Origin of the sequence: Fodinibius sp., from assembly GCF_034521915.1 — a bacterium.
Taxonomy (GTDB): Bacteria; Bacteroidota; Rhodothermia; order Balneolales; family Balneolaceae; genus Fodinibius.
On record NZ_JAXHLU010000015.1, the window covers coordinates 209,166 to 234,214 of the forward strand.

Annotated in this window: 19 protein-coding genes; 10 read left to right on the forward strand and 9 right to left on the reverse strand. The window is 39.9% G+C overall.

What is annotated here, in order from left to right; all coding sequences use genetic code 11:
* Nucleotides 1-20: 20 nt before the first annotated feature.
* Entirely contained in the window at nucleotides 21-1,043 is a 1,023-nt protein-coding gene (locus U5J89_RS11070) for a hypothetical protein (protein ID WP_322575694.1), read from the forward strand.
* A 218-nt stretch (nucleotides 1,044-1,261) separates the two neighbouring features.
* Nucleotides 1,262-2,224: a hypothetical protein gene (locus U5J89_RS11075; protein WP_322575695.1), complete on the forward strand. Its 963-nt coding sequence runs from the start codon at nucleotides 1,262-1,264 to the stop codon at nucleotides 2,222-2,224.
* Nucleotides 2,225-2,236: 12 nt separating this feature from the next.
* On the opposite strand, the gene U5J89_RS11080 is transcribed toward U5J89_RS11075, so the two are convergent.
* From U5J89_RS11080 to U5J89_RS11095, 4 genes are all read right to left on the reverse strand, one after another.
* Nucleotides 2,237-3,085, reverse strand: coding sequence for a sulfotransferase (locus U5J89_RS11080; RefSeq protein WP_322575696.1), 849 nt, complete (start codon nucleotides 3,083-3,085; stop codon nucleotides 2,237-2,239).
* 4 nt (nucleotides 3,086-3,089) lie between these two features.
* Entirely contained in the window at nucleotides 3,090-3,896 is an 807-nt protein-coding gene (locus U5J89_RS11085) for a glycosyltransferase family A protein (protein WP_322575697.1), read from the reverse strand.
* A 113-nt stretch (nucleotides 3,897-4,009) separates the two neighbouring features.
* Nucleotides 4,010-4,909, reverse strand: coding sequence for a hypothetical protein (locus U5J89_RS11090; protein WP_322575698.1), 900 nt, complete (start codon nucleotides 4,907-4,909; stop codon nucleotides 4,010-4,012).
* A gap of 8 nt (nucleotides 4,910-4,917) precedes the next feature.
* Nucleotides 4,918-5,388 (reverse strand): hypothetical protein, encoded by a 471-nt coding sequence (locus U5J89_RS11095; protein WP_322575699.1) that lies wholly within the window; start codon nucleotides 5,386-5,388, stop codon nucleotides 4,918-4,920.
* A 216-nt stretch (nucleotides 5,389-5,604) separates the two neighbouring features.
* Between U5J89_RS11095 and U5J89_RS11100 the strand changes: the two genes are divergently transcribed.
* The gene (locus U5J89_RS11100; protein WP_322575700.1) at nucleotides 5,605-6,354 is read left to right on the forward strand and encodes a DUF3047 domain-containing protein; all 750 of its coding nucleotides are present in this window, start codon (nucleotides 5,605-5,607) and stop codon (nucleotides 6,352-6,354) included.
* A gap of 76 nt (nucleotides 6,355-6,430) precedes the next feature.
* Nucleotides 6,431-8,929, forward strand: a complete 2,499-nt coding sequence (locus tag U5J89_RS11105; protein ID WP_322575701.1) for an efflux RND transporter permease subunit — start codon at nucleotides 6,431-6,433, stop codon at nucleotides 8,927-8,929.
* Nucleotides 8,930-9,124: 195 nt separating this feature from the next.
* Here the strand turns inward: U5J89_RS11105 and U5J89_RS11110 are convergent, their stop codons facing one another.
* Nucleotides 9,125-10,639, reverse strand: a complete 1,515-nt coding sequence (locus U5J89_RS11110) for a TrkH family potassium uptake protein (protein WP_322575702.1) — start codon at nucleotides 10,637-10,639, stop codon at nucleotides 9,125-9,127.
* A complete protein-coding gene (gene trkA / locus U5J89_RS11115) occupies nucleotides 10,639-11,988 on the reverse strand; it encodes a Trk system potassium transporter TrkA (RefSeq protein ID WP_322575703.1) in 1,350 nt (449 codons plus the stop codon). The genes U5J89_RS11110 and trkA overlap by 1 nt, the downstream gene beginning before the upstream one ends.
* A gap of 209 nt (nucleotides 11,989-12,197) precedes the next feature.
* Between trkA and U5J89_RS11120 the strand changes: the two genes are divergently transcribed.
* From U5J89_RS11120 to U5J89_RS11140, 5 genes are all read left to right on the forward strand, one after another.
* Nucleotides 12,198-13,559 carry an acyclic terpene utilization AtuA family protein gene (locus U5J89_RS11120; protein ID WP_322575704.1) on the forward strand — a complete coding sequence of 454 codons (1,362 nt, stop codon included), beginning with the start codon at nucleotides 12,198-12,200 and terminating at the stop codon, nucleotides 13,557-13,559.
* A gap of 89 nt (nucleotides 13,560-13,648) precedes the next feature.
* Nucleotides 13,649-14,683: an NAD(P)/FAD-dependent oxidoreductase gene (locus tag U5J89_RS11125; protein WP_322575705.1), complete on the forward strand. Its 1,035-nt coding sequence runs from the start codon at nucleotides 13,649-13,651 to the stop codon at nucleotides 14,681-14,683.
* 52 nt (nucleotides 14,684-14,735) lie between these two features.
* Nucleotides 14,736-16,538, forward strand: coding sequence for an ABC transporter ATP-binding protein (locus U5J89_RS11130; protein ID WP_322575706.1), 1,803 nt, complete (start codon nucleotides 14,736-14,738; stop codon nucleotides 16,536-16,538).
* A 90-nt stretch (nucleotides 16,539-16,628) separates the two neighbouring features.
* Entirely contained in the window at nucleotides 16,629-17,900 is a 1,272-nt protein-coding gene (rnz, locus tag U5J89_RS11135) for a ribonuclease Z (RefSeq protein ID WP_322575707.1), read from the forward strand.
* Nucleotides 17,901-17,912: 12 nt separating this feature from the next.
* Nucleotides 17,913-19,697, forward strand: a complete 1,785-nt coding sequence (locus tag U5J89_RS11140; protein ID WP_322575708.1) for an ABC transporter ATP-binding protein — start codon at nucleotides 17,913-17,915, stop codon at nucleotides 19,695-19,697.
* A gap of 3 nt (nucleotides 19,698-19,700) precedes the next feature.
* Here the strand turns inward: U5J89_RS11140 and U5J89_RS11145 are convergent, their stop codons facing one another.
* From U5J89_RS11145 to U5J89_RS11155, 3 genes are all read right to left on the reverse strand, one after another.
* On the reverse strand, nucleotides 19,701-20,876 hold the full coding sequence (locus U5J89_RS11145; protein WP_322575709.1) for an aminotransferase class V-fold PLP-dependent enzyme: 1,176 nt from the start codon (nucleotides 20,874-20,876) through the stop codon (nucleotides 19,701-19,703).
* Nucleotides 20,877-21,023: 147 nt separating this feature from the next.
* Nucleotides 21,024-22,706 (reverse strand): DUF5343 domain-containing protein, encoded by a 1,683-nt coding sequence (locus U5J89_RS11150; protein WP_322575710.1) that lies wholly within the window; start codon nucleotides 22,704-22,706, stop codon nucleotides 21,024-21,026.
* Between the two features lie 119 nt (nucleotides 22,707-22,825).
* Nucleotides 22,826-23,224: a response regulator gene (locus U5J89_RS11155; protein ID WP_322575711.1), complete on the reverse strand. Its 399-nt coding sequence runs from the start codon at nucleotides 23,222-23,224 to the stop codon at nucleotides 22,826-22,828.
* A 786-nt stretch (nucleotides 23,225-24,010) separates the two neighbouring features.
* Between U5J89_RS11155 and U5J89_RS11160 the strand changes: the two genes are divergently transcribed.
* The gene (locus tag U5J89_RS11160; protein ID WP_322575712.1) at nucleotides 24,011-24,409 is read left to right on the forward strand and encodes a response regulator; all 399 of its coding nucleotides are present in this window, start codon (nucleotides 24,011-24,013) and stop codon (nucleotides 24,407-24,409) included.
* The last annotated feature ends 640 nt before the right edge of the window (nucleotides 24,410-25,049 follow it).

The following is a 25,049-nucleotide window of genomic DNA, read 5'->3' on the forward strand; positions in this document are numbered from 1 at the left end:
GTATCAAATAACCTACTTATATGCTTAAATCAGTACAACAAAAGCGATTAGCTCCGGAGGGATACGTATATGTCACCTACGGACATCCACGTTATTTAAAACATGCTGTGGCTTCTGTGGTGTCGTTGCGCAGATACGACGAAGATCGTCCCGTGGCCTTGGCATGTACAGAAAAGCACAAAAATATTCTTGAAGAGCACAGTCTATCGGGCGTTTTTGATCACATACATATTTTGCCCGAAGAGAATGCTTCCATTGTTGGATTTAAGCATCACTTGCATGAATTTATGTTTTTCGAGAAAAATATCTTTCTCGACAGTGACATTATTTGGTGTAAAGAACCCGAAAACCTTTGGAAGTCTTTTGAACCTTATCCGTTTACCGTAACGGGAACCCAAATATCGGATAATTTCTTTGGTGGCCCCAAAAATATTGGTATTGTTGCAGATATTTTATTCCGGCGTCGAAAACGAACTCTGGATCATTTTGGACTTACCTATTTGAGTCGCGTGCAAACCGGGATGGTTTATGCTCAGGATTATAGCTTGACCAAAAAAGTGTGTGAGTTGGCTCAGAAAATGCTGGACCGAAAAGATGAAACTCATTTTCGCAGCCGCACTTTGGAGCAGGGACGCAGTGAAGAGTCCTGCGAATGGAGTATGGCTATGGCTATGTCAAAGCTGGACTTACCAGTATATCCATGGCTGCAGGGACATACGAGCCCTCAGTTAGACTATATTTCGGATTTAACGTCCCACGATGCGAATTTCGAGTATGTGGCTTGTAAATATTATTCCGACCGTTTTGTATACAGCTTTCGGGGATTGAAGAGTAAATTCCTACGGAAGTTGTTAACGAAGATGTTTTCTTTAATACCGGGCAAGGGAGATTATCTAAAAACAACCCCTTACTGCTTGCATTTTGGATGGTATCATCAAAAACAGCCTTTCTTTGAGTTTTCTGAGCGCACATGGAATACACTTAAAAAGCAAAAATTTACCGATCTTATCAGTGCTAAAGACAGACTTGCTGGGGATGCATAATCATTTATGAACTTTCCTATTTACACAGGTAGGTATTGTTTTGCTTTAGTAGTTTTTTTGTTTTTCTATTCACTTGATGCCCAATAGCAATGTATTGAATATGGGCTGGAATCAAATAGAGCTACTTTTCTTAATTCTTGATGATCTGTCATTATTCATTTTTAGATTATAATTCGGTAATGTACTTAAAACTCCGCTGCCATAAATTGAATTAGTAGATGAGTCAAAAAGGAGAAGATGAACAAAAGTGGAAGTCGTATCTTAAAAAGGGGATACGGTACCTATTGCAGGCTGGTATTATTGGCTACCTGGTATATAAGCTGTATGATATCGGGCTGACGCAAGTCATTGAGTCGCTGCCGCTGAACCCATTATTTTACCTGCTTTTTATTCTAATTTACTTCTCTTTGCCTATCTCAGAGATTTTTATCTATGGGGTAAAATGGAATTTTCGCGGTTTCAGGGCTTTTCTAGTTTTCGTTCAAAAGAAAGTGCTCAATACCGATGTCTTGGGATATTCCGGCGAATTTTACTTGTTCTACTGGGCTAAAGATAAGCTAAAAATCCCTGCTGTAGAGGCCATGCAGTTTGTGAAGGATAACAATATCCTTTCGTCACTCTCTTCCACATTTGTTTCGGTGATACTGCTCATCTTTTTCCTCACGCAGGGATATATTAATATCGAAGACTATATCCCACAAATAGAAAGCTGGATAACCTACGTCTGGATTGGACTTGCCGTGTTTATAGTGCTTTTTGTGGGATATAAATTCCGAAGTTATATCCTAACGGTGAGCCTGCGTGATGCGGTTAAAATTTCAAGCATTTATACGGGACGACTCATCTTAACAAATCTGCTTCAGATTATTCAATATAAAATTGCCGAACCTACTGTGCCGTGGGCAGTATGGTTTAGTTTGATGGCTGCACAAATTATGTCCACGCGAATACCTTTTTTACCCAGTCGCGACGTGTTGTATGTAAGTGTTGCACTTGAAATGTCGGTGATGCTAAATGTACCGGAAGGACAGCTCGTAGGTGTATTAACGGCAAACTTAATTCTTAAAAAACTGATTGGCGCTATTTCTTTTATTACTAGTTCTATTACCCAAGATCAGTTGCCCGTTAATCCCCAGTCGATAGATCCTGAAGATATTGAAGAGGCCGAATCGCTAAAGTAATGAGTGCTATTTTTAGTGATGAAATTGCGTTAAATCGATACTAAGTATATTTTTCTTTATATATGCAATAGTCTCATCATCGAAATGTTGTTTTAGTTTATTACTTTTACTCAGAGACTGCTTAGAATTTCTTTGCTTCCATTCTTCCCCCTCTTTGGTCAGCGCTTCAGCTCGATTATGAAAATCTTCCGTCATTTTTTCTTGGTAGTCGATTTCCATATAGTTGCATATGGATTGTAGTACTGTTTGAGGATTTTTGAGAAGCTGCTCATAAGTAGCAAATAGGTGGTTGGGATCATCGTGATATTTAAGGGATTCCTTAATGCTATTATTCCACCAGCTGATGCATTTTTTGATAGATCGCGACCCGCCCCATTGTTTCGGATAATTTTGTGTAGCCAAATAAAGGCTGGCCACGACATCGGGTCCACTGCGCAAGATGTGCAAAAATTTATTTTGATATCCTTCTTGCTGAATAGATGAAATGTAAAACAGGTGCCGAGGAGTTTTTTCCAATCCCCAGATATTGTTTGATTGGGGGTCTTCTGATGCGGCTAAAATCATTTCGTCAATAGTATGTAACAGTGCTTTGCACCATCTGCTGTGGGTACAAAGAGGAGGAAGATCAGAAAAGGGACGAATATCTGAATAACCGTGTTCAATCAAAAAGTCATTAATAAAATTACGGCTGCCGGGTCCGTATAGCTTGATGCGCCTCAATAGGGGATTGATGGAAAGCGTCTCGGAAAAGAAATGTGTTTCCGGGAAGGAGACAATATGCGAATGACTGGCAACCATACTTTGCAGGAGGGTGGTTCCCGAACGGGGACATCCTACTAAAAATATGCGGTTAGTCTTCACGGGTTTAGCTGGTGGAAAACAAGTTTAGGTTTTGAGAGTCATCCAAATACATTTCAAATGCTTCCTTCTGCTCTTCAGTAAGAAGAAAGCGGGGATGAGCAAATAAATTCCCCTTAATAAATTTATGCCACACGTATAAAATTGCATCTTTTGGATTATTTCGGATCCGCCGTAAAAAGTGATCCTTTTCCCATGTATTATTGCCGTGATAACACCGAATAAAAAGATGCGAATAATTATCAGGAAGCTGTAAATATCGTTTTTCCATCCATTCATTGAGATATACCGTATCCTCGGCCCGTCGGGTATGCGGGTAACGAATATCAGCATCAGAACGGTGCATTATACTGCCGGGAATACCATCGGGCAGATAACCAACGTAGGGATGGTGCATGTATGGTTCCTCATCGAGGTGCATGAGCGCTCCCGAAAGACAACAGGCATCATAACCAGCCATAAGGGTTTGAGCCTGGATGGAAATGCGCTCAGGGTGATACCAGTCATCATCATCCCACTGTACTAAAAAATCACCGTTTGCCTCATCTAGCGAGCGATTTCGTAGTTTGCCAAGTGTATTTTCGGGTTTCTTTTCCAGCTTAACATATTTGACCTGATCTGCAGGTAAGTCTGTGAGAATATCCCCAAGGTCTTGTTCGCCATCGTCAATGATAACGAGTTCTCTATTCTCATACGTCTGATTTTGAAAGCACTGTACTGCTCGCTTCATTAGATGCTTGCGATCAGCAGTGACGGTTAAGCAGCTTACTTTTGGTTGTGAGGCAGGATCTTTTCTCTGAGCAGATTCGGGCATAAAATCACGTACTATTAGCTATAAGCGTTAATTTATAAGTTGCTAATATTAAAGAATTTATTTGAAAAGCTACAGGTAGATATTTGAAGAATATCTTAAAATTTGGGATAAAATTAGTAAAGCAGATATTGCTCGACTGTTTTTTGAGTGGATGATTTTGATATTGACTCGGTTAGCCTGTTGATGACTTTATTCCAAGGGAAGCCGATAATGATCAGTTGAACAGTAAAAGTGAAGAAGAAAATGTTCATCGTCAAGTCGATACCCACATGCATAGCAATTAATAATAGGGTGACGTATGGACGAAGTGGTTTCCACCAGATTAAGAATCCGATAAGTTCCGTTATAAGACCAATAGAAAGTATTGCAGTAGCTATCCACCAGTATTCAAAAGCCAGCTGCTGTAGCCAGTTAAATTGGAATTCTCCAGTTAGTGAAAGAATATCGATGCTTTTTTCGCCCATCCAAAGCCACAAGTGTTCGCCTGAGGGCCATGTGATGCCGGTAGCAATTAATTTACTTAAAGCCGCGGAGGTATATCCCAGACCAAAGAAGAATACCGTAAAACCAAAGGCGAAAGCCAGGCTCTTTTTAATATCATTTCTGAAAAATATTTCGGATAATCCCAGTCCCATTAGGGCAATGCCAACCATATTTGCGCTATGGGGAATTTCTCCCTGCGAAAAGCGGACCACATGTTGCAAATGAAATAGTAGAAAGGCCGGGGCATAAAGCCACCGCAATTTTTTAAAAAGAAAAGGAATAAGGCAGAAAAGGGTTATTAAAATGGCGTTGACCGTGGCGAGATCACCGAAGAAGATTTCTACGTTGATATAGTTGGCAATTCCAAGGGGAAGTACAACGTCACTTAGGCGGGGCACATACAGCGCCCATTCCCAGGTATAACTCAGAGTAAAATAAACGGTACAGAGTTCAAATATGCGAAGCTGGATTTTAGTACCGATAGAGTCCGGAGCATCAAACTGAAATAAATTTTGAAATAGACGATCCATTGCCAGCGCTAATTTTGAGAAAAGAGGTTCGGATTCTTGATCGTGGTGTCGGCGGTAAATAGAAACATGGGTATTGCTTTTATTTCCACGGTATCATTTTCAGTCAGCGAGCCAACCACTCGGGTAGCTAACCAAATTTGATCGGGATAATCATCGATCTGGAAAGTACTTCGCAGGCCATTTATTTTTTTAGTATTCCAATCCTTCGTTTTGGAGATATAATTGGCATAATCGATTTCGTGGATGCCGTACTTTTCAAGTGGTAAAATACGATCATCAATTTTTTCGATAGATTTGGTCTCCCACAGGTTAACCCGCGTAGTATCTTGCACGTTTTCTATGACCCCGCGCGACCAGGGGTTACCCGTTTGTGAGAACATGGGGAAAATGCTAAATGGCCAGAACTCACCACTGTGTGTGCTTACCAGCAGGATATTGACAAGCAATACTACGCCAATAATGCGCTTATGCTTTGACATTTTCTTAGAATAGGTTTGCTCAAGTTAAGGTCTTTACTTTTGAGATAAAATATACCAAATAACCCTCTTTTGAGACAGTTAAAGTTTATTTAATCAATTTAAAAAACAAATAAAGTTAATATAGAAACGTTGGCTGTATTGAATTTGTATATCATTATCAAAACCAAAGCATAAATCCTATATTCAGGTTTTAATAATAAATTTTAACCTCCTTTGATGAGAATTCTAACACCTTTCTTACTATTTATTTTTCTTTTTGCCGTTGAAGTTCATGCTCAAGAAACAGTGGAACGCACAAATAATGGAACAATTATCTTAGAAGACTTTGAGGCCGATCCGGGAGGGGATTTGCCCCAACATTGGTACGATCGTGACGGCAATAAAAAACTCGTTAATCATGACAAAGATTTTTCTCAGCATTATCACTATACGATCCGTAAGGATGCGGGCAATAAATTTCTTAGGTACCAAGGGGTTACGGCCAAACACATTAATTTGCCGTTAATTAATGAGAACAAAGAAAATATTTACGACATCAATCTCTACGAAACACCAATATTATCATGGAAAGTTCGGGCGCATGAGTTGCCTAAAGGGGCTAATGAAAAGTCGAGTGATTTAAATGATTCAGTAGCCAGCATCTATGTGGTCTTTGATATGGGGCGCGTGGCTCTGGTGAAAAAAGTGCCCAAATCGATCCGTTATACCTGGAGTACAACCTTGCCAAAAGGAGAAACCGGTTCCAAACTTTTTGGCAATCAGCAAATTATTGTGGTAGAATCCGGTGAGGATAAAAAAGGAGAGTGGGTGACCTTTGAACGAAATCTAGTAAAAGATTATCGTGACCGTTTTGGAGACGATCCCCCTAAACATCCCCTGGCTATTTTAATTCTCAGTGATGGTAACAGCACCAATAGTTATGTGAAAGCAGATTATGACGATATCATGCTAAAACCAGCGAAGTAAATCTGCCTGTTCATTATAGATATTTTCACAAAATGTTTAACTTCACGGCTTATCAAAAAATAATGCTCGTATTTTAATGGAAAAGATTCTCCATTTCTTTCGTCCCCTTATAAAATTCAATGCCGCACATCCATTCTGGGTACTGGGAATTGCCATAGTATTTGCCGTATTGATGGGCAATTATGCGCTGGAGCTTAAGATCGATACCGATCTGTCCAATTTGCTTCCGGATAAAAATCCCCATGTGGTGGCACTGGATGAATTGCAGAATACAGTGGGAGGTGAAACAGCGATGGAAGTGGCGGTAAAGTCGCCCAGTTTTGAGGATAATAAGCGCCTCATTGAGGATCTGATCCGCGAAAGTTTGAAGCTCTACGATAATGAAGGAGATCGGTACTTTTTTAAACGAGCTGAGTTTCGTAAAGAAACTGACTTTTTAGAAAATAACGCCCTTTATTTTGCTACACCCAACGAATTGGAAGATATCAAGTCATATCTGAGGGATGAAATTCAAACGGCCAAAGAGGAAGCCAATCCTTTTCTGGTGAATTTTGACGACGAGGATAAGGAAACTTCAGAGGTGGGAGAATTTGAGGAAAGCTACGATGCGTTAATTCCCTCCGAGTATCCCATCAGTGCTGATAGCACCATTGCTGTATTTAAATTGTATCCGACGGGCTCTAAAAGCAATTTGAGCTATTTGCGGCGAATGTTTGCCTCATACGATTCGTTGCTTACTGAGATAAATCCGCAGCAATATAATGCTGAAATGGAGGTGGAGTATGGAGGGCGCTTGAAGCGGCACCTTTCTGAGATTGATTCCATTATGAGCGATGTTTTTAGCAGTTTCGCCTCAGGTATTTCAAGCGTGTTGTTATTGGTGATGCTCTATTTTTCTTTCAAAAAATACATCAATTACCAGCGTGGCGGCAAAGAAGGGATAGAGCACAATTTTTGGGAGCACTTGTTGCGCTTACCGGTGCCTATTTTGGTAATTGGCATACCGCTGGTAATTAGTCTTGCCTGGACGTTTGGGATTACCTATTTCGTTCTTGGCACCCTTAATACCATGACCTCGGTACTTTTTGTTATTCTTTTCGGGATGGGAATCGACTACGGCATCCACTATTATGCAAGATATATCGAGTTTCGTGCAAGTGGAAAACCCATTATGGATTCACTTATAGATACCTATGAAAATACGGGATCGGCAATTTTAGTAAGTGGTCTCACAACGGCTTTCTCACTCTTTATATTGGTACTGGCGAAGTTTAGAGGATTTTCTGAATTCGGCTTTATTGCGGGTTCAGGAATTATCCTGGCGTTGTTGTGCATGTTGTTCATTATTCCTTCGCTGCTGGTTGTTTTTGAACGCTTTAACTGGATTTTATTTAATAGGAGCGAAGCTCCCCAAGATCGTTCTGAAAGCCTGTTTCATCGTTTCCCGTTTGCGCGTTCTATTGTTGTAATGGGATTACTCATTTCTGTTGCCGTGGCTTTTAATTATCAGCACTTACAGTTTCAGTATGATTTTGGAGATCTGGAGCCGGAATTCCCCGAGTATGCTGAATTTAATGAACTGGAGAATCAGGTTTCCAGCTCCGATAAACGAAATCCTGCTTATATATTGGCTGATAATGAGGATCAGGTTATTAAGATTTTAGAAAAGCTGCGCCATCGGATGAATGCCGATACCACAAGTCCTACTATTTTGGATGTCGAAGCCCTGCCCGAACGTTTTCCACCTACCGATACTGCAGCTAATGCCAAGCTTCAAGAGATTGCCGAAGTCCGTGAATTACTTAAAGATCCGTTTCTTATTGATCAAGAAGACGAACAACTCGACAAGCTTCGAAGGGCTTCCCAGACCAAAGAAAGGCTCAACATAAATCAGGTGCCGGACTATTTTAAGAGTCAGTTTGTAACCCAGGATGGAGATATTGGTAATTTCGTGATGGTATATCCCAGCGTGGGATTGTCTGACGGAGAGAAATCCATAGCCTTTAAAAACGATGTAGGCAGAGTAGAGCTCGATAGTGGAGAGGTATTCTACGCGGCCAGTACTTCAATTATAGCTGCCGAAATGCTAGAGCTTATGCGGGAGGAGAGTCCGTATATGGTTGCCGCAACATTAGTTATGGTATTTATCCTGATGTTGATCTCGTTCCGATCTTTGCGGTGGGCAATTATTGCAATGCTCCCATTGCTGGTCGGTTTATTGCTGCTATTTGCAATTATGATGTTTACAGGAATGATGTTCAACTTCTACAACCTTGTTGTTCTGCCGGCTATCCTAGGTATAGGAGAGGACAACGGTGTACACCTGGCACATCGCTATCGCGAGGAGGGTAGAAACAGTATGTGGGATGTGCTATCGAGCACGGGCCAGCATGTTACGGTTGGTTCCTTAACAACCATGCTTGGATTTTCCGGATTGTTATTTACGAATCATCCCGGCTTGCAATCGCTGGGAATGATGGCCGTAATAGGCATTGGGATGACATTAGTTGCAGCGCTCACCTTTCTACCGGCTCTTATTCAGTGGTTGGAAGACACTGATTGGATACGATTTTAAATTCTGAGAGTTTAGAAGTACAACTCCTTCACAGCTGAATGTGAGAAGTATGTCATCCTGAACTTGCCGCGTCCCGACTCTTCGGGGTTCCAGGATTTTAAAGATCTTGTTAGAAAATATTCAGTTGGCAACAGCGAACTTTCTAACTACAATTTCTACCTTCCAACTTGCAACCTCTAAAATCCAGTTCCCAAATCATTGCTTCCAAAAAGTGGGGGAGAAAAGGAGCAGAACCGTAAAAATTTCAAGCCGCCCAATCATCATCATAAGAATTAATACCCATTTACCTATGACAGGAATCTGGGCGTAGTTTTCTGTTGGGCCAAATTCGCCCCATCCCGGACCAATATTGCCCAAGCAGGCGATACTTGCCCCGATGGCCGATTGCATATCGTATCCCATTGAAGCCATGATGAGTGCTCCGATACCGAAGATAATAAGATAGAGAACAAAAAAACTTAATACCGTACGTTGAATGTTATAGTCGACAGTTTTATCGCCAATACGGATGGGGAGGATGGCTTTGGGATGAACAATCTGTTTTATTTCGCGGAAAGAGTTGCGAATGATGATCATCCAGCGAATCATTTTTACACCACCGCCCGTTGATCCCGCACAACTCCCTGTAAAGAAAAGCAGGAACAGAAAGAAAGCCCCAAATGAATGCCACAGTTCGTAGTCATCTGTACCAAACCCGGTAGTAGTGATAATGGACACTGCTTGAAAGGCTCCATATTGTATGGCGCCACCGATGTCGTACTCGTCAAAAAGCCAGAGTGAACCACTGACAGCCACAATAGAAATAGCTGTGATGAGAGAATAAAAACGTATTTCCCGGTTATTGAAAAATGATTCTGCATTGCCTCTAAGTAGACGAAAGTGCATGGCAAAGTTAATGCCTGCCAAAAACATGAAGATGGTTATAACAGCATGAATATAGACTGAATCGAAGGCAGCAATACTCGCGTTTTTGGTGGAGAATCCACCCGTGGCAAGGGTTGCAAAGGCGTGATTAATGGCTTGAAACCAATCCATGGAAGGATGAGCCCAGAGCAACAAAAATTCAATACCGGTGAATGCTACATACACTCCCCAAAGCAGTTTAGCGGTTTCCTGAACGCGAGGAGTAAGTTTGTCGGTAGTGGGGCCAGGAGATTCTGCTTGAAAAAGCTGCATGCCTCCAACGCCTAGCAAGGGAAGGATGGCTAAGGTTAAAACGATGATTCCCATACCGCCAAGCCAATGGGCAAGTGATCGCCAGAAGAGCATACTCTGAGGCAATGACTCAATTTCAGGGTTGACAAACCCCCAGCTGGTTGTACCACCTAAGATGGTTGCTCCCGTAGTGGTTAGACCGCTCATGGTTTCAAAGACGGCATCGGTATAACTGGGTAAGATCCCTGAGATAACAAAGGGCAGGGCACCTACAAACGATAAGAAGAGCCAAGTTAGGCTGACAACTAAAAACCCTTCTCGAATCCGGAGCTCTTCATCAGTACGAAAAATATAATAGAGTAATCCTCCCGTCACAAAAGCAATGGAGGCTGAATATAGGAAGGTGTTCCAGACCGCTTCATCATAAATAAAAGCGACAATCATGGGTAAGAGCAGCGCAAATCCCAGGAAAAATATGAAAGCGCCCAGAATGCCTAAAACAGTTGATAAATTAAATTGGGCCCGGGTAATATTATCGAGATAGGTCTTGGCCATTACTTAAATAGTGATGTTACTTTATCAATTGCTTCCGGAAGGCAAAATATAATAACACGATCTTTAGCCTGAATTTGCGATTCTCCTGTCGCAATATATGAGCTACCATTGCTCAATATGCCTCCAATAACACATCCTTCGGGTAAGTTTAACTTTGAAATCGGATTTTTAGTAACCTTCGATTTGGGAGCGGCCTGTAGCTCAATAACTTCAGCCTTAATACCTTGCAGAGCTGTAACCGAAATAACACGTCCTCCGCGTACATGGCGGTGAATTTCGTTTGAAGCCGCTGACTTTTTGTTAATGGCGGCGTCTAGTCCAATAGTTTGACTGAGGGGTATATAGTCTGATTTCGAGACCAGCGCTACGGTCTTTGTTACTTCAAGATGTTTTGCCATCAGGCACGATATAATATTGGATTCCTCATCATCAGTAACAGAAATAAATGCATCCGTATCGGTAATTCCTTCGGTTGCCAGCAGATCGGGATCGGTGGGATTACCGTTTAAGACTAATACATCTTTAAACTCTTTGGCCAGCTCTTGTGCAATTTCAAAGTCGGGTTCAATAAGTTTTATATTCCAATCTTTTTCTTCCTTACTTAAAATGCGAGCGATCATCGCACCAATAGCAGTGCCGCCGGCAATCATTACACGGCTAATTTCTATGTCTGGCTTACCCGTTGTTTTAACTACCTCGGGAATAGTTTTAGTTTTTGCCAGAATAAAAATATGATCAAGTGCTTGTATAGAAACTTTACCGTTGGGAATGATCGTAAGTCCCTTTCGAGAAATAGCAACGACACGGAAAGTGATATCGGGATTTTCATGTGCGTACTCATGAAGCGTTTTCCCAACAAGAGGCGATTGCTTGCCAATGCGAAGGCCAATCATCTGCATTTTTCCATCGGCAAGGGTTATCAAATCATTGGCAGATGCCCGTTTTATAAGACGAACAATTTCGTATGCCGCACTTAATTCAGGGTGAATTATTACATCAATACCCAGGTCGGTTGGTTTAAGTGGGGCATTTGGACGAGAAAGCTCATCACTGCGGACGCGGGCAATAACTTTTTCGGCTCCCAAACGCTTGCTCATCATAGACGCAATCATATTGACTTCGTCGATACTGGTTACGGCAATTAAAATATCAGCGTCTTTCACTCCAGCACTAACAAGATCCTTTGCAGAGGTCGCGTTTCCCTCGCAGACTAATACGTCCAGGTTTTCAGATACGTTATCCAGGCATTCCGGGTCGCGATCGAGTACCGTTACATCGTGTTTTTCCTGCGACAGTACGCTGGCAAGGTCATAGCCAATTTCACCAGCGCCAATAATAACTATTTTCAAATATAACTCCTCTTAATTTCAAAAAGTATGCTTAAAGTCTTAAAGTGATTTCCAAATTGCAACAGCAAAAATATTTCAATCTGATGGCTAATTTTAATTCGAAATTATTGTCGTGCCTCCAATATGAAAGTCAGTTATAATTTTTATAGTGTGAGTGCAAATCTTATCTTCACATCAGATACAAAATCTAACTAAAGACATTACCGACCGTGAAAGACTCGATCAGGATTGCATCAGGACAAGGCTTTTGGGGAGATCTTCCTAATGCCCCCATCAACCAAGTACGTAAGGGACCTATTGACTATTTAGTGATGGACTATCTGGCTGAAGTGACTATGTCCATCATGCAGAAACAGAAATTGCGTAATTCTGATTATGGATATGCCCGGGATTTTGTAGGGGTAGTGAGTGAAATACTCCCTGATATTGCTGAGAAGGGTATAAAAGTAATTTCCAATGCAGGTGGTGTAAATCCTGAAGCGTGCAAAGAACAAATTTTGAAAGCTATTGAAGAGCAGGGATATAATGACATTAAGGTAGCGGTGGTAGACGGCGACAATATTTTGGGTAATCTCGATGCTCTTATAGAGGAGGGGCATCCCCTTAATAATATGGAAACCGGTGAACCCATTACAACAGTTAAGGATGAGCTTCTTAGTGCCAATGTCTATTTTGGATCGCGCCCTATTGTAGAGGCACTAAATAAGGGTGCTGATATTGTAGTTACGGGACGCGTGACGGATACCGGGTTAACGCTGGCTCCGATGATTCACGAATTTGACTGGTCGTTTGATGATTACGATAAGATGTCGGCCGGAACCATTGCAGGTCACATTATAGAGTGTGGAGGCCAAGTATCCGGTGGTAATTTTACGGACTGGGAAAAAATTGATGACTTTGTGGATATCGGATTTCCCATTATTGAAGCTAATCCCGACGGCAGTTTTTATGTCACGAAACATGACGGTACAGGTGGCTTAATCAGTAAACAAACCGTAAAAGAGCAGTTGCTTTACGAAATTGGGGATCCTACCGAATATATTACACCCGATTGCATTGCCGACTTTACGTCTGTTAACCTCGAAGAAGCTGGTTCGAATCGGGTAAAAGTATCTGGCATAAAAGGCCGACCGGAAACTGATACTTATAAAATTTCTGCCAGCTACAACGATGGATACAAGTTATCATCAACGTTGGTGTATTCCTGGCCGGGAGCCTTGAAAAAAGCAAAAAGAGCCGGAGAAATATTGCAGGGCAGGGCTGATGCATTAGGACTTGAATATAAGGATTTTAGAGTAGAATACGTTGGCGTTAATGGATGCAGTGAGCAACCAATAACTGATGAACTCCTTGAGGATGAACAGAAAGAAGTACAGATGCGCGTTTCACTTTCCGGAAAAAGTAAAGAAGATTTAAATCGTTTTGGAAAAGAAGTTGCTCCCCTAATTTTGACCGGCCCAAGTGGGGTTACCGGGTTTGCGGGTGGACGTCCCAAAGCAAGCGGCATTGTAGCTTATTGGCCGGCTCTTTTAGATAAGGCAGCGGTTTCCCCAAGGATTCGGATCTATTAATGTTATTTACGAATTAACTTAGAATTTTGGCGTAATATTTCGGATTTTACAGTGCTGAAAATCAAACAGTAAAAAACAGTATTTTATAAATGGTTATTGGAATTATAGGCGCAAGCATTTCGGGACTTATTGCCGGCAAGCGGTTGGCTGAAGCGGGACATGATGTTACAATTATTGAAAAAGATCGGTCTCTTGGTGGACGGCTCAAGACAGTAGAGCTTGATAATCTCAATTTAGATGTAGGACTTACCCATTTTGATGTAAATACCAACACTTTTGGTTCTTTTGTTAAAGAGCAGATAGAAAAAGGAGCGGTACAGAAATGGACGAAAGATTTTGGCCTTTATGATGGAATGGAGGTTTTTGATGTTGATCCGAATTCCGATTCCCGACAATATTATACCGGAAGTAATGGCCTTCAGTCCTTGGCTGAAAGTATGGGTCGTTGGGTAGATATTAAGTCGGAAGAGAAGGCGGGCGGATTGACGTATATTGGTCCTGATCGTAGTAAAAAGCGTTCTTGGATGATTAACCTCACCGATACAAGTGTTTTTGAATGCGATGCCGTTATTATTGCCACTTCTGCTGTAGATGCTTATGGCGTATTGCAAACGGCACAAAACAAAACAGAAACACGCCGCATAATTCGGCATATCGATGAAATACGGTATGATGGTTGTTTTTCATTGGCTGCAACTTATGATGACCAAGAGGTGCCGGACTGGGAAGGTATTGAATGCGAAAAGAGTTCTATAAAATGGATAAGCAATGAGTCATCGAAGTTAGGTACTGATAAAACAGCTCTTGTGATACAGTCTACCCCTGAGTTTTACCGTAAATACGCGCAGAAAAGCGAGGAGGAAGTTAAAGAACTGCTTCTTGAAGAAGGATCTAATATTTTAGGATCATGGGTCAGGCGTCCCCAGTCCACATATATAGAGAACTGGAAGTACTTTAAATCAAAAAATCCTATTGATGAATATTTTATGGAGTTGGAACTCGAAGATGCTCCGCTTGCGTTAATAGGTGACTACTTGGGTGGTTCTTCTCTGGAAAACGCCTTTGTATCAGGATATAACCTGTCTGAGTATTGGAAAAAGAAATATACTGAAGTTACAGCATAACAATTATTGCATAATAATCTGAGAGAGTCAGATATAAAAAAGGAAGGTCCCCGTGGGGTCGCTGCAAAAGCTCAATCAATATTTCAAAAAATATAAGCGAACCATTATTCTGGGTTCTCTTTTTCTAACCGCTTCAAATTTCTTTTTGATTTGGATACCGGTATACCTGCGCCGTACCGTGGATGAGGTATCAAGTATAAATATTGAAGAATCGCCTGATTCTTTTGATACCATAGTCGAGGTACTTTTTAACAGCAGTGCAAGTTGGGTGCTGGCTAAAAATGCCCTGTTGCTTGTTGGCGCTGTTCTTCTTTCGGGAATCCTATTATTTGCTACCCGCCAAACCTTAATAGTTGCTTCGCGAAAGATTGAGTTTGATTTGCGTAATGATATTTTTGATAAGCTTTTAAAGCTGCCACAGCGGTTTTATAGCAATTACGACTCCGGCGAAGTCTATGTTCGGGCAACAGAAGATGTGTCTAAAGTGCGAGAATACTTTGGTCCGGCCTATATGTACACCATTAATACATTAACGCGCATGGGTTTTATCATCACAATGATGATCATTGTAAGCCCAGAACTGACGTTGTGGGCACTGCTTCCCCTGCCATTCCTATCGGCCTTTGCCTATTGGGTAAGCGGTTATATTAATGACTATTCGCGGATTATACAGGAACAGTATTCTACGATAGCGGGACGTGCCAAGGAATCATTTTCCAGCATTCGGTTGATAAAAGCTTATAATCGCGAAGATTATGAGATGCAGCGTTTTGAAGATGAAAGTGAATCGTATCGTAAGAAAAAATTGCGCCTTGATCTCGTTGAATCACTTTTTCATCCTACGTTAAATTTACTGATTGGATTATCGGTTGTAATCGTTGTTTGGAAGGCTGGACAGTTGGTTATTGAGGGTCAGCTTACTGTTGGGAACATTCTGGAATTTATCGTGTATGTAGCATACTTAACTTGGCCAGTGGCTTCTTTGGGATATACCGTTAATCGCTTTCAACAGTCCATGGCGTCATGGAAAAGAATTGATGAGATACTGACTGAAGATGTGAAAATTGAGGACAAGTCTTATACGGATCAGGAAATAAATAAGATAGAAGGAGCAATAGAATTTAAGAATGTTTCCTTTAAGTATCCCGGAGCCGAGGAGTATGCATTAAAAGATGTAAATCTTAAAGTTGAAGCGGGGCAAAATGTAGCGATAGTTGGACGAACGGGAAGTGGAAAAACTACGTTGATAGAACTAGTACCAAGACTGTTTGATGTTACGGAAGGAAAGATTTTGATAGACGGAAAAAATATTGAATCCATTCCGCTACAATTACTTAGAGAAAGTATTGGTCTTGTGCCACAGGATACATTTCTATTTTCTGATACTATTGGTGAAAACATCGCATTTGGTACAAATAATGCCACAAAAGAAGAAATTGAAGAAGCCGCTGAAAAGGCTCAGGTCCGAGACAATATTTTGGAATTTGATAAAAAATTTGAGACCATATTAGGAGAACGAGGAATTACCTTGTCGGGCGGACAAAAACAAAGAACCGCTATCGCAAGGGCCTTGATTCGAGATCCTAAAATTATAATACTCGATGATTCGTTAAGTGCAGTAGATACTAAAACTGAAGAAGCCATTCTACAACACCTAAGAAAAGAACTTAAAGGAAGGACAACTTTAATGATAAGCCATCGCATCTCAACAATAAAAGATGCAGATATTATATATTATCTTGAAGATGGAACAGTTGTAGAAAAAGGAACTCACGAAGAGTTACTTGAACAAGAAGGCCGTTATTCAGTGATGTATAACAAGCAACTCATCGAACAAGAGTTGGCTGAAATTTAGCGAATAAATAAATAACTAATAGAATCAATAACGAACAAAGATTGATTGTTTGACCGCAATCTAATCTTAAAAATACAAAGAGGTATCACAATGATTATTGTACCATTAGGTGTCGGTTCTGCCACCCCAACGGCTACACGTCACCTTTCATCAGTAGCTGTTTGGAGAGAAGGCAGCGTTTATTTGTTTGACTGCGGAGAAAACGCGCAAATGAGAATGCTGCAAGGAGGTTTAAAACGTTCACAAATCGACTGTATCTTTATCTCGCACTTTGATACAGATCACTATTCGGGGCTTATCGGTTTACTTTCGACTCTGCAGCTTCAGCGAAGAGATAGGGAACTAACTATCGTTGGTCCGGAAGGGATAAAGAAATTTGTAGAATGGAATTTTGACTTTGCGAATATTGATATTAATTATCCGCTCAACTTTGTTGAAGTTGAAGAAGGATTTGAAGAGAAGCGTGTTGTTGATGAAGATGAATTCTATGTAGAAGCACGTCCGTTGAATCACTCTAAGTTTTGTATGGGATATCGTTTCCAGGAGAAAGATAAACCCGGAAAAGTTGATGCCGAAAAAGCACAGGAACAGGGCATTAGCGAAGATTGGCAATACAAAGAATTGAAGGCGGGTAACGATGTTGAACTTGACGACGGCACGGTTGTAAAATCAGCAGATATTGTCGGACATCCGCGTCCTGGCGATAGCTTTGCCTACATCACGGATACCAAATATTGCCCCAACTCAGTTAAGCTGGGTATGAATACAAATGTACTTTTCCATGAAGCTACATTCAGCGAAAGTCTTTCTGATAAGGCTGAAGAAACGGGACATTCTACGGCCAAAGATGCAGCGCGAGTAGCTAATGAGGCGAAAACGAAGCTGTTGGTTATTACGCACTTCTCAGCTCGCTATACCAATGAATATGTATTGCTTCGCGAAGCCCGAGACGATTTCTTTCCGACTTGGGTTGCTACTGAATTGCGCCCGATCTTTACGGATCCGGCTCATGAAAAGGGTATTATACAGCCGAAGGTTTATTTGAAGGAGATCAACCAAAACAAAAATAAAGGCAACAATAATAGTAATGGCGGATCTTCATCTTCGAGTAAGAACAAACGCAGTCGGAAAAAGAAAAAGCGTTTTCGTAAACGGAAAAACTATTCGGGGAAAGGAAAAAAATCCCGAAATAAATACAGCAAAAGTAGTGATAGTGATTCCGGTAATAAAAGAAAGCGCAGAACTAAAAGCAGAAGCAATAAAGATAAAAACAAGAATAATAATGGTGGTAATAACAGTGATCAGCGTCAGCCTAAGCAGATTACTCCACGTACCCCATTCGATGATTTCGACCGTTTCTAAATAACTTTTAGTGTGAGCAATTCAACAACTGATAAAGCCGTCGATTCGGATCTTCTTCGGCGGCTTTATCAATTTATTCGACCTTATCGATGGTATGTGTTGCTGGGCATTGCACTTACTCTGAGTGCAGCCTTCATGGGAACGGTACGTCCCAAGCTCACTCAAATCGCTGTGGATGAGTATATTCGTAATAAAGATTTTCAGGGACTACTTTGGATTGTTTTGCTGCTCGTAGGTGCTCTGGTCAGTGAGTTTTTACTGCTGGTTGCCAATACCTATTTAACTCGCTGGTTTGGGCAGGGAACGTTGTTTAATTTGCGTAATGCAGTGTTTAAAAAAATACAGTCGCTGCATGTACAGTTCTTTGATAGAAATCCCATTGGCCGTTTAATCACCCGAACCACCAGCGATATAGAAGCGTTAAGTGATCTTTTGAGTGATGGGGTAGTCAATATCATCGGGGATATGTTTCGCATTTTCTTCATCCTGTACTTTATGTTCAGTATGAGCTGGGAATTATCCCTGGTTGCAATCTCAGTATTACCCATCTTATTCTACGCTACCTTTGTTTTTAAAGCAAAAGTACGGGTATCATTTCTTAATGTTCGTGATCAGATCTCCCGCCTTAATTCTTTTGTACAGGAGCATATTAACGGCATGGCCATCGTACAGCTCTTTAGTAAAGAGGAACGGGAACGAGAGAAATTTAAGGATATCAATGCTGCTCATCGCGATGCGTACATCGAGACCATTTTTTATTTTGCCATCTTCTGGCCGCTGGTAGAAATTATCGCCAGCTTGGCTATGGCTTTGGTCATATGGTACGGTGGCGGTCGTGCCTTAATGGGACAGGTAACCTTTGGAATATTACTGGCCTTTGTACAATATGTGCGGGATTTCTTTCGTCCCATACAAGGGCTTTCAGAGAAGTTTAACACTCTGCAATCGGCGCTGGCATCATCAGAGCGTATTTTTAATATATTGGATACTGAAAATAAGATCATCGATCCAGATGAGCCTGATCACATCGGTGAGGTTAATGGTAAAATCGAATTTGAAAACGTATGGTTTGGTTATAACAAAGAGGAAACGGTATTAAAGGATGTTTCTTTTAAGGCCGAACCGGGAAAAACAATCGCTTTTGTAGGAGCAACAGGTGCTGGAAAATCAACGATCATTAACTTATTGCTCCGTTATTATGATATCGATGAAGGAGCTATAAAAATCGATGGAAAAGATATTAGAGATCTGACGTTGCAAGAATTACGCTCTAGTTTTGCATTAGTATTGCAGGATAATGCGCTTTTCTCTGGCAGTATTATGGAAAATATTACGCTTGGGAATCCTGAAATTTCTGAAGAAGAAGTTATTGCGACTTCCCGTGAGATTGGTGCTGATACTTTTATCAGTAAGCTGCCGAATGGATATAATTACGAGCTCAGTGAAAGGGGCCAATCTATTTCTATGGGGCAGCGACAGCTCATCTGCTTTATACGTGCGATGGTTTATGATCCCAATATTCTAATTCTTGATGAGGCGACATCCAGCGTAGACTCTGAGACGGAAGAGACGGTAAATAAAGCGTTCAAAAAGTTGATGGAGGGCCGTACCTCTATCGTGATTGCTCACCGCTTATCAACCATACAAGGTGCCGACAAAATATTAGTTATGCATAAAGGGGAAATCAGGGAACGGGGAACACACCAGCAGCTCGTCGAAAAAGAAGAGGGGATTTATCGTAAACTATATGAATTGCAATATAAAGATGAATTGCTCCCAACGGTAAAATCAGAATAGGAATTACTTATTTGCAATTTTTTTAACAGTATCGATAAACTTATCTATCTCAGTTTCGGTGTTATAATAATGAACTGATGCCCTGACAAGATGCGAAAGATTTCTTTCTTCCATATCCAATAATGTACTTTTTTTGGATGTTGTACTGACGTTAATCCCCTTATTAGAAAGATAATTTTGTACGTCATCGGCAGATTCGGAATCGACCGTAAAAGTAACAATTCCTCCTTTTATTTCTCCAATATCATGAACGGTTATTTTGGGCAATTTTGCTAATTCCCAGCGTAGTTTTTCTGCCAGATTGGTAAGACGTTTCCATATTCGATTAATCCCAATATCGCTGGCATATTGCACGGCTTTCTTTAATCCCATAATCCCCGCATAATTCATTTCCCAATTTTCAAACCTGCGTGCATCGCTACGGATTTCATACTCTTTCTCTGATATCCATTCGGCAGCGTGCAAATCAATAAAAGGAGGGAGGAGGTTTTCAATTTTATTCTTTTTGACGTATAAAAAACCGGTACCTCGAGGTCCACGCAGGTATTTTCGTCCAGTTGTCGAAAGCATATCACAACCAATATTTTGTACATCAACGGGGTACTGGCCTACCGACTGACAAGCATCCACCAAGTAAAAACAGTCGTACTTTTGAGCAACCTCACCAATTTTTTCGACGGGGTTAACGAGACCACTGTTGGTGGGTATGTGAGTGATGCTTATTAATTTGACGTTTTCACCCATCATTTTTTCAAGTGATGTTACCGACGTTTGACCGTATTCGTCATTGGCAATAACCTCAATTTGGATATCTACTTTTTCCTTAAGTCGTAAATAGGCAAGGTAATTACTTGCATATTCAGCTTTTGAAGTCAAAATTCGATCTCCTTTCTTAAAATCAATGGAAAAGAATGCCATGTTCCATGCAGCAGTCGCATTTTCAAGCAGGGCAATTTCATTGGGCTGAGCATGGATGAAGTTTCCGATAGCGGAATAAGTCTGCTCTATAGATTCCCTGTTTTTATGAGCCGTTTCGTATCCTCCATACAGGGATTCCTCACGTAGGTAATTTATAACACTTTCTGAGACTGTCCTTGGCATTAGTGAGGCGCCGGCGTTATTGAAGTGGATAACTTTTTTAGTGCCAGGGGTGTCGTCCCTAAATTTATTAATATTCATGACAGAGTATGATTCCGCTTAAGGAATATCCATTTTGGATTTGATTGAAACTGCTAAAGCAGGAAAGAGAGAATATTCAAAATAGGGTAAACAAAAAAGGCGATGTGTTAATACACACCGCCTTTTAATTGTATTATCTTTGAATTGTCAGTTTCCAAATCGTTTTAGAAACTCATCGTAGGCTTCTAATGCAGCCTCATCTTCGCCCATTTCATCAAGGGTTTCAGCTCGAATGATCATGGCTTTCTGCAGATATTCCTGATGTTTATTGGTATCTTTAAATCTGTTAATAAGCTCCTCACTGGCATCCAGCAGGACTGAAGTATCATCTTCGTCAAGAATAAGATCAAATCTTCTGCAGTGAATTTCATCAAGCTTCTCTTTCATCAGTAGTTCGGAATTAGAATCCAACCTATTAATGATGGTGTTGTAAAGAGGAAGTAACTCATCAGAAGAAGCATTTTTCTTTTCTAATATATTAGCCTTAAAAAGCATAGCCCGTGAAGCTTGCTCATAAAACTCATTGTTATCTGAATCTTTGAAACGACTAATAACTGAGTTTAAAGCGGGGAGGGCTTTATCATCTTTATCTAGCTTTAGAAACGCAATTGCTCTACGAATAACAGATCGCTCTACGGCCTCTTTGAAGTCTACATTTTCCTCATTGTCATAGCGATTGATTATCTCTTCAAGCGTTGGAACAAGTTCTTCCCATCGCTTCATCTTGTGGAGCAAGTCAGATTTGCGAAGCAATGCTTTTTTTACGAATTGATGTTCCTCAGTTACATTTTGCATAGCGTTTGTTGATTTCGTTGCATGAGACATTGGCACTTCAAGATCGATAGGCGGGATGTCTGTGTTTTTATTTTCCAAATCCGCTTCAGAGGAGGTCGAATCGGATTCATGATCTGATGATTGTTCGTCTTTTTCGAAACTTAAATTGTCCCCATCTTCCAGATCATCACTGTCATCAATCTCTTTAGAATCTTTTTCTTCTATATCCTCGAGAGTATCAGAAAGTTCTTCGGGTTCGGAATTTTGTTCGTTTTTCTCTTTAGTTTCAGTAGACATATTTGTTTCCTCCTCTATGTTTTTAATGAATTCCTGAACAGATGGATCATCTTCTTGATTTTTATTATCAGGAGAGTTTTGCGATTGTTTATTTGGGATATCAAAAGAATTATTTTCTGAATCTGATGATTCAAAACTGCTTAAGAAATCGTCGATATTATTTTCACTTATCTCTTCTCTTTTAACTTGTTGGTCCTTGTTATCGCTATCGGTGTGATTGTTAGTATGTTCATTTCCAGTACTGTTGCCATTTTTTTCGGAAGCTTCAACGGCAGCAACTTCTGCACCAACTTTTTCTTTATCAATTTCTTCATTTAACACTTTGTCAATGGTAGATACTCCTACGTGAGAGACAATTTTTTCAAACGTTCCCGAAATATATTTAATGATGAGATCCGTTTTTTTATCTTTAAAATGGTTTTCAAAAACCTCTTTAATTTTTTCCGGCGGCTGTTGATGAATTTTCGGGTGCTGATCAAAAATCCCTTCGTAAGCAGTAAAGAGACCTTTAGCTAATGCAATTTTTGTAGTCTCAGGATTTTTAAACTCTTCAAAGTATTTCCCAGGTTTTCCATCATTATCGATGATAGAAAAATCCTTTAAAATTCGAATTACTAACAGATCGTTAGGGTCAGAATACGAAAGGCGTTCCAAAAGATCGCTATTAACTACGATGTCATCATCTTCGTAGTTAACCAATGTTTCGATAATTGGCGCAAAATTTTTTGTGTTTACTAAAAAAGCTTCTGATACCTTCATGGTATTAATTAGTTGGATTTTCTTTAGGTGTATTTTCCAAAATTCACAGCAGAACCACTAATTAAAAACTATTAATATAGGCCTTTAAGAGTTAGAATTTTGTAATAGTTAAAAAAGGACTACAAAGAAGCATTTGCAAATGCTTTATCAAAGGCACTTTCTAAGCTCTCTTTTAATAATGGTTTTTTTAGGTAGGCCACATAATCCGTTTCATTGGCCCGTTCTAAGTCTTCCGGATCCTCAGAAGAGGTGATGTAGATCAATTTAACATCGCGATGTTTATTAATTTCTTTGGCTGCTTCAATACCGTCAACGTCATCAGCAAGATTGATATCCATTAAAATAAGATCAACAGCTCCAATACGTAGTGCCGATTCAATAGCTTGTGAACCTTTGGAACTGGAACCAATAACAGTATGTCCCATTTGATTAATAATACGCTCAAGGACTATCTGTTGAATACTGTCATCTTCTACAATCAGTACTTTTTTAGATTTTAGTTGGGTATCTTCAGCCATATATACTTAGAGAGCTGTTTTGCAAATTGGAGTGATGTTATCTGACTTAGTATGCAAAATTCGCACTAATTTTACAATTGGAAGCTTAAATTTTTACTTATAATACCCAAATAATTAAGTAACTAATGTATTAATAAACATATTATTGATATATAAATAAAGAAGACAGGACATACGTGCTGTATATCCTGTCTTTGGAAATAGGAAAATACAATTATTGCAGCTTAGCAAATAGAAAAAAATTACTCTTCAACAGCCATATCCATTTTTGCCATAGCTTGGGCCCTGTTTCGAACTAATGCGTATTCAAGAGAGTGTTCATTCCACTTAGATATGTTCTTGAATATTTTTTGGGCCTCTTCACTTATTCCAGACTTTTGATAACTGATCCCAAGATAAAACTGCCTGTATATATATTATTGGAATTACTTTTCCTGAGTTTTTATACAGCTTTGGAAAATTTATTCCGTTATAGGCTGCAATTTCGTTGAGCATACGGTACCATAAGCATTTCGCTGTTATTGCCGGATTGTACAGCATATTCACAGCTCTTTTCTATTTTGTAATTGCTTTGTCGAAATTTTGCTGCTTGGTGGGTTTTATAACTTCATTTCGAAGTGATAAAAGTAAATGAGGGTATACCTATTAGAGCATTAGAAAATATTTAATTAATAAAACTTAAACGACAGGGAGTTTAAAAAACGATACTTTAAGTATTACAAATTTATTATTGACAATATTATAGACTCAAAATTAAACCTATTACCTCAATTCTATTAGAAGCTAATGCACGATACTAAGATATTTATTGTAGATGATTCTCCTATCCAGCTAATTTTGCTGGAAAAAGTTTTACAAAGGGAAGGGTTTGCTGTTGAAGCTTATAGTAATGGACCCGATTTGATTGAAGGCATTTCAATTAATAAGCCCGATTTGATTATTTCTGATATTCACATGCCGGAACTTAACGGCTTTGAACTGATTGAAGAGATCAGGAGTTTTCCAAAAGGAGAGAAGATCCCATGCTTTTTAATTTCTTCAAAAGCCGATACCGTAATCCGTAATAAAGTTGATGCTATAGGGGCCGATGGATTCATTAAGAAACCTTTTGAGTATCAGTCTTTGATGGCTATAATAAAAGATCTCTTAAATGAGAGTAAGCGGATCAGTCACAGAGCTTCTTAAAACAGTAAGCTATCGTGATAGAGTTATATTTTCTTTTCTAAATTATTCATTTAAGTTAAAATTAAATCTGGATTATCTGACTCCAACGGTTCGTCATGCTGTATTTTGTCGATTCGGATGAAGATAATCTTGATATTATTGGTTTAATAATTTAAAGAGGGTGGATATCCTTTAATGGTCACTTTTAGTGATGTCCATTTCTGAAGTTCCAGCGATTTTTTTGGTATTAGCTGGAAACAGATTTGAAAATGTTGTTCTACGATCCAGTCTGGAAATATTACCTTAAACGAAATCCTCTACGTTTGAATGCTCCGAAAAAATGTCGAATCCTACATGAAGACCTCAATTGAAGCAAAAGGAGTGACGTTTGCTTTGTGCTCTATTTTGATGAAAAGGTACTACTATACCCAGTCTACAAGAGCTTTTTCCGTAATTTCATATACATCCTGAAAGTGACTTATGAAATAGTTAATGATTAGAAACAACCCAAATTTTGTCAAAATTCAGATTATGGGAAGAGCTTAGGAGCACATCCTAAAAAAGTATAAATTTGGTTGTAGAAATAGACGCTTATCTCTTATATTCAGATTCTCTGACAAATGCCTGAGTGGCGGAATTGGTAGACGCGCCGGATTCAAAA

Excerpts from the sequence above, each read along its gene's own strand:
- U5J89_RS11075 (WP_322575695.1), top strand. The coding sequence starts at position 1,262 with ATGAGTCAAAAAGGAGAAGATGAACAAAAGTGGAAGTCGTATCTTAAA.
- U5J89_RS11105 (WP_322575701.1), top strand. The coding sequence starts at position 6,431 with ATGGAAAAGATTCTCCATTTCTTTCGTCCCCTTATAAAATTCAATGCC.
- U5J89_RS11160 (WP_322575712.1), top strand. The coding sequence starts at position 24,011 with ATGCACGATACTAAGATATTTATTGTAGATGATTCTCCTATCCAGCTA.
- U5J89_RS11070 (WP_322575694.1), top strand. The coding sequence starts at position 21 with ATGCTTAAATCAGTACAACAAAAGCGATTAGCTCCGGAGGGATACGTA.
- U5J89_RS11125 (WP_322575705.1), top strand. The coding sequence starts at position 13,649 with ATGGTTATTGGAATTATAGGCGCAAGCATTTCGGGACTTATTGCCGGC.
- U5J89_RS11110 (WP_322575702.1), bottom strand. The coding sequence starts at position 10,639 with ATGGCCAAGACCTATCTCGATAATATTACCCGGGCCCAATTTAATTTA.
- U5J89_RS11155 (WP_322575711.1), bottom strand. The coding sequence starts at position 23,224 with ATGGCTGAAGATACCCAACTAAAATCTAAAAAAGTACTGATTGTAGAA.
- U5J89_RS11100 (WP_322575700.1), top strand. The coding sequence starts at position 5,605 with ATGAGAATTCTAACACCTTTCTTACTATTTATTTTTCTTTTTGCCGTT.
- U5J89_RS11095 (WP_322575699.1), bottom strand. The coding sequence starts at position 5,388 with ATGTCAAAGCATAAGCGCATTATTGGCGTAGTATTGCTTGTCAATATC.
- U5J89_RS11150 (WP_322575710.1), bottom strand. The coding sequence starts at position 22,706 with ATGAAGGTATCAGAAGCTTTTTTAGTAAACACAAAAAATTTTGCGCCA.
- U5J89_RS11090 (WP_322575698.1), bottom strand. The coding sequence starts at position 4,909 with ATGGATCGTCTATTTCAAAATTTATTTCAGTTTGATGCTCCGGACTCT.
- U5J89_RS11085 (WP_322575697.1), bottom strand. The coding sequence starts at position 3,896 with ATGCCCGAATCTGCTCAGAGAAAAGATCCTGCCTCACAACCAAAAGTA.
- rnz (WP_322575707.1), top strand. The coding sequence starts at position 16,629 with ATGATTATTGTACCATTAGGTGTCGGTTCTGCCACCCCAACGGCTACA.
- U5J89_RS11145 (WP_322575709.1), bottom strand. The coding sequence starts at position 20,876 with ATGAATATTAATAAATTTAGGGACGACACCCCTGGCACTAAAAAAGTT.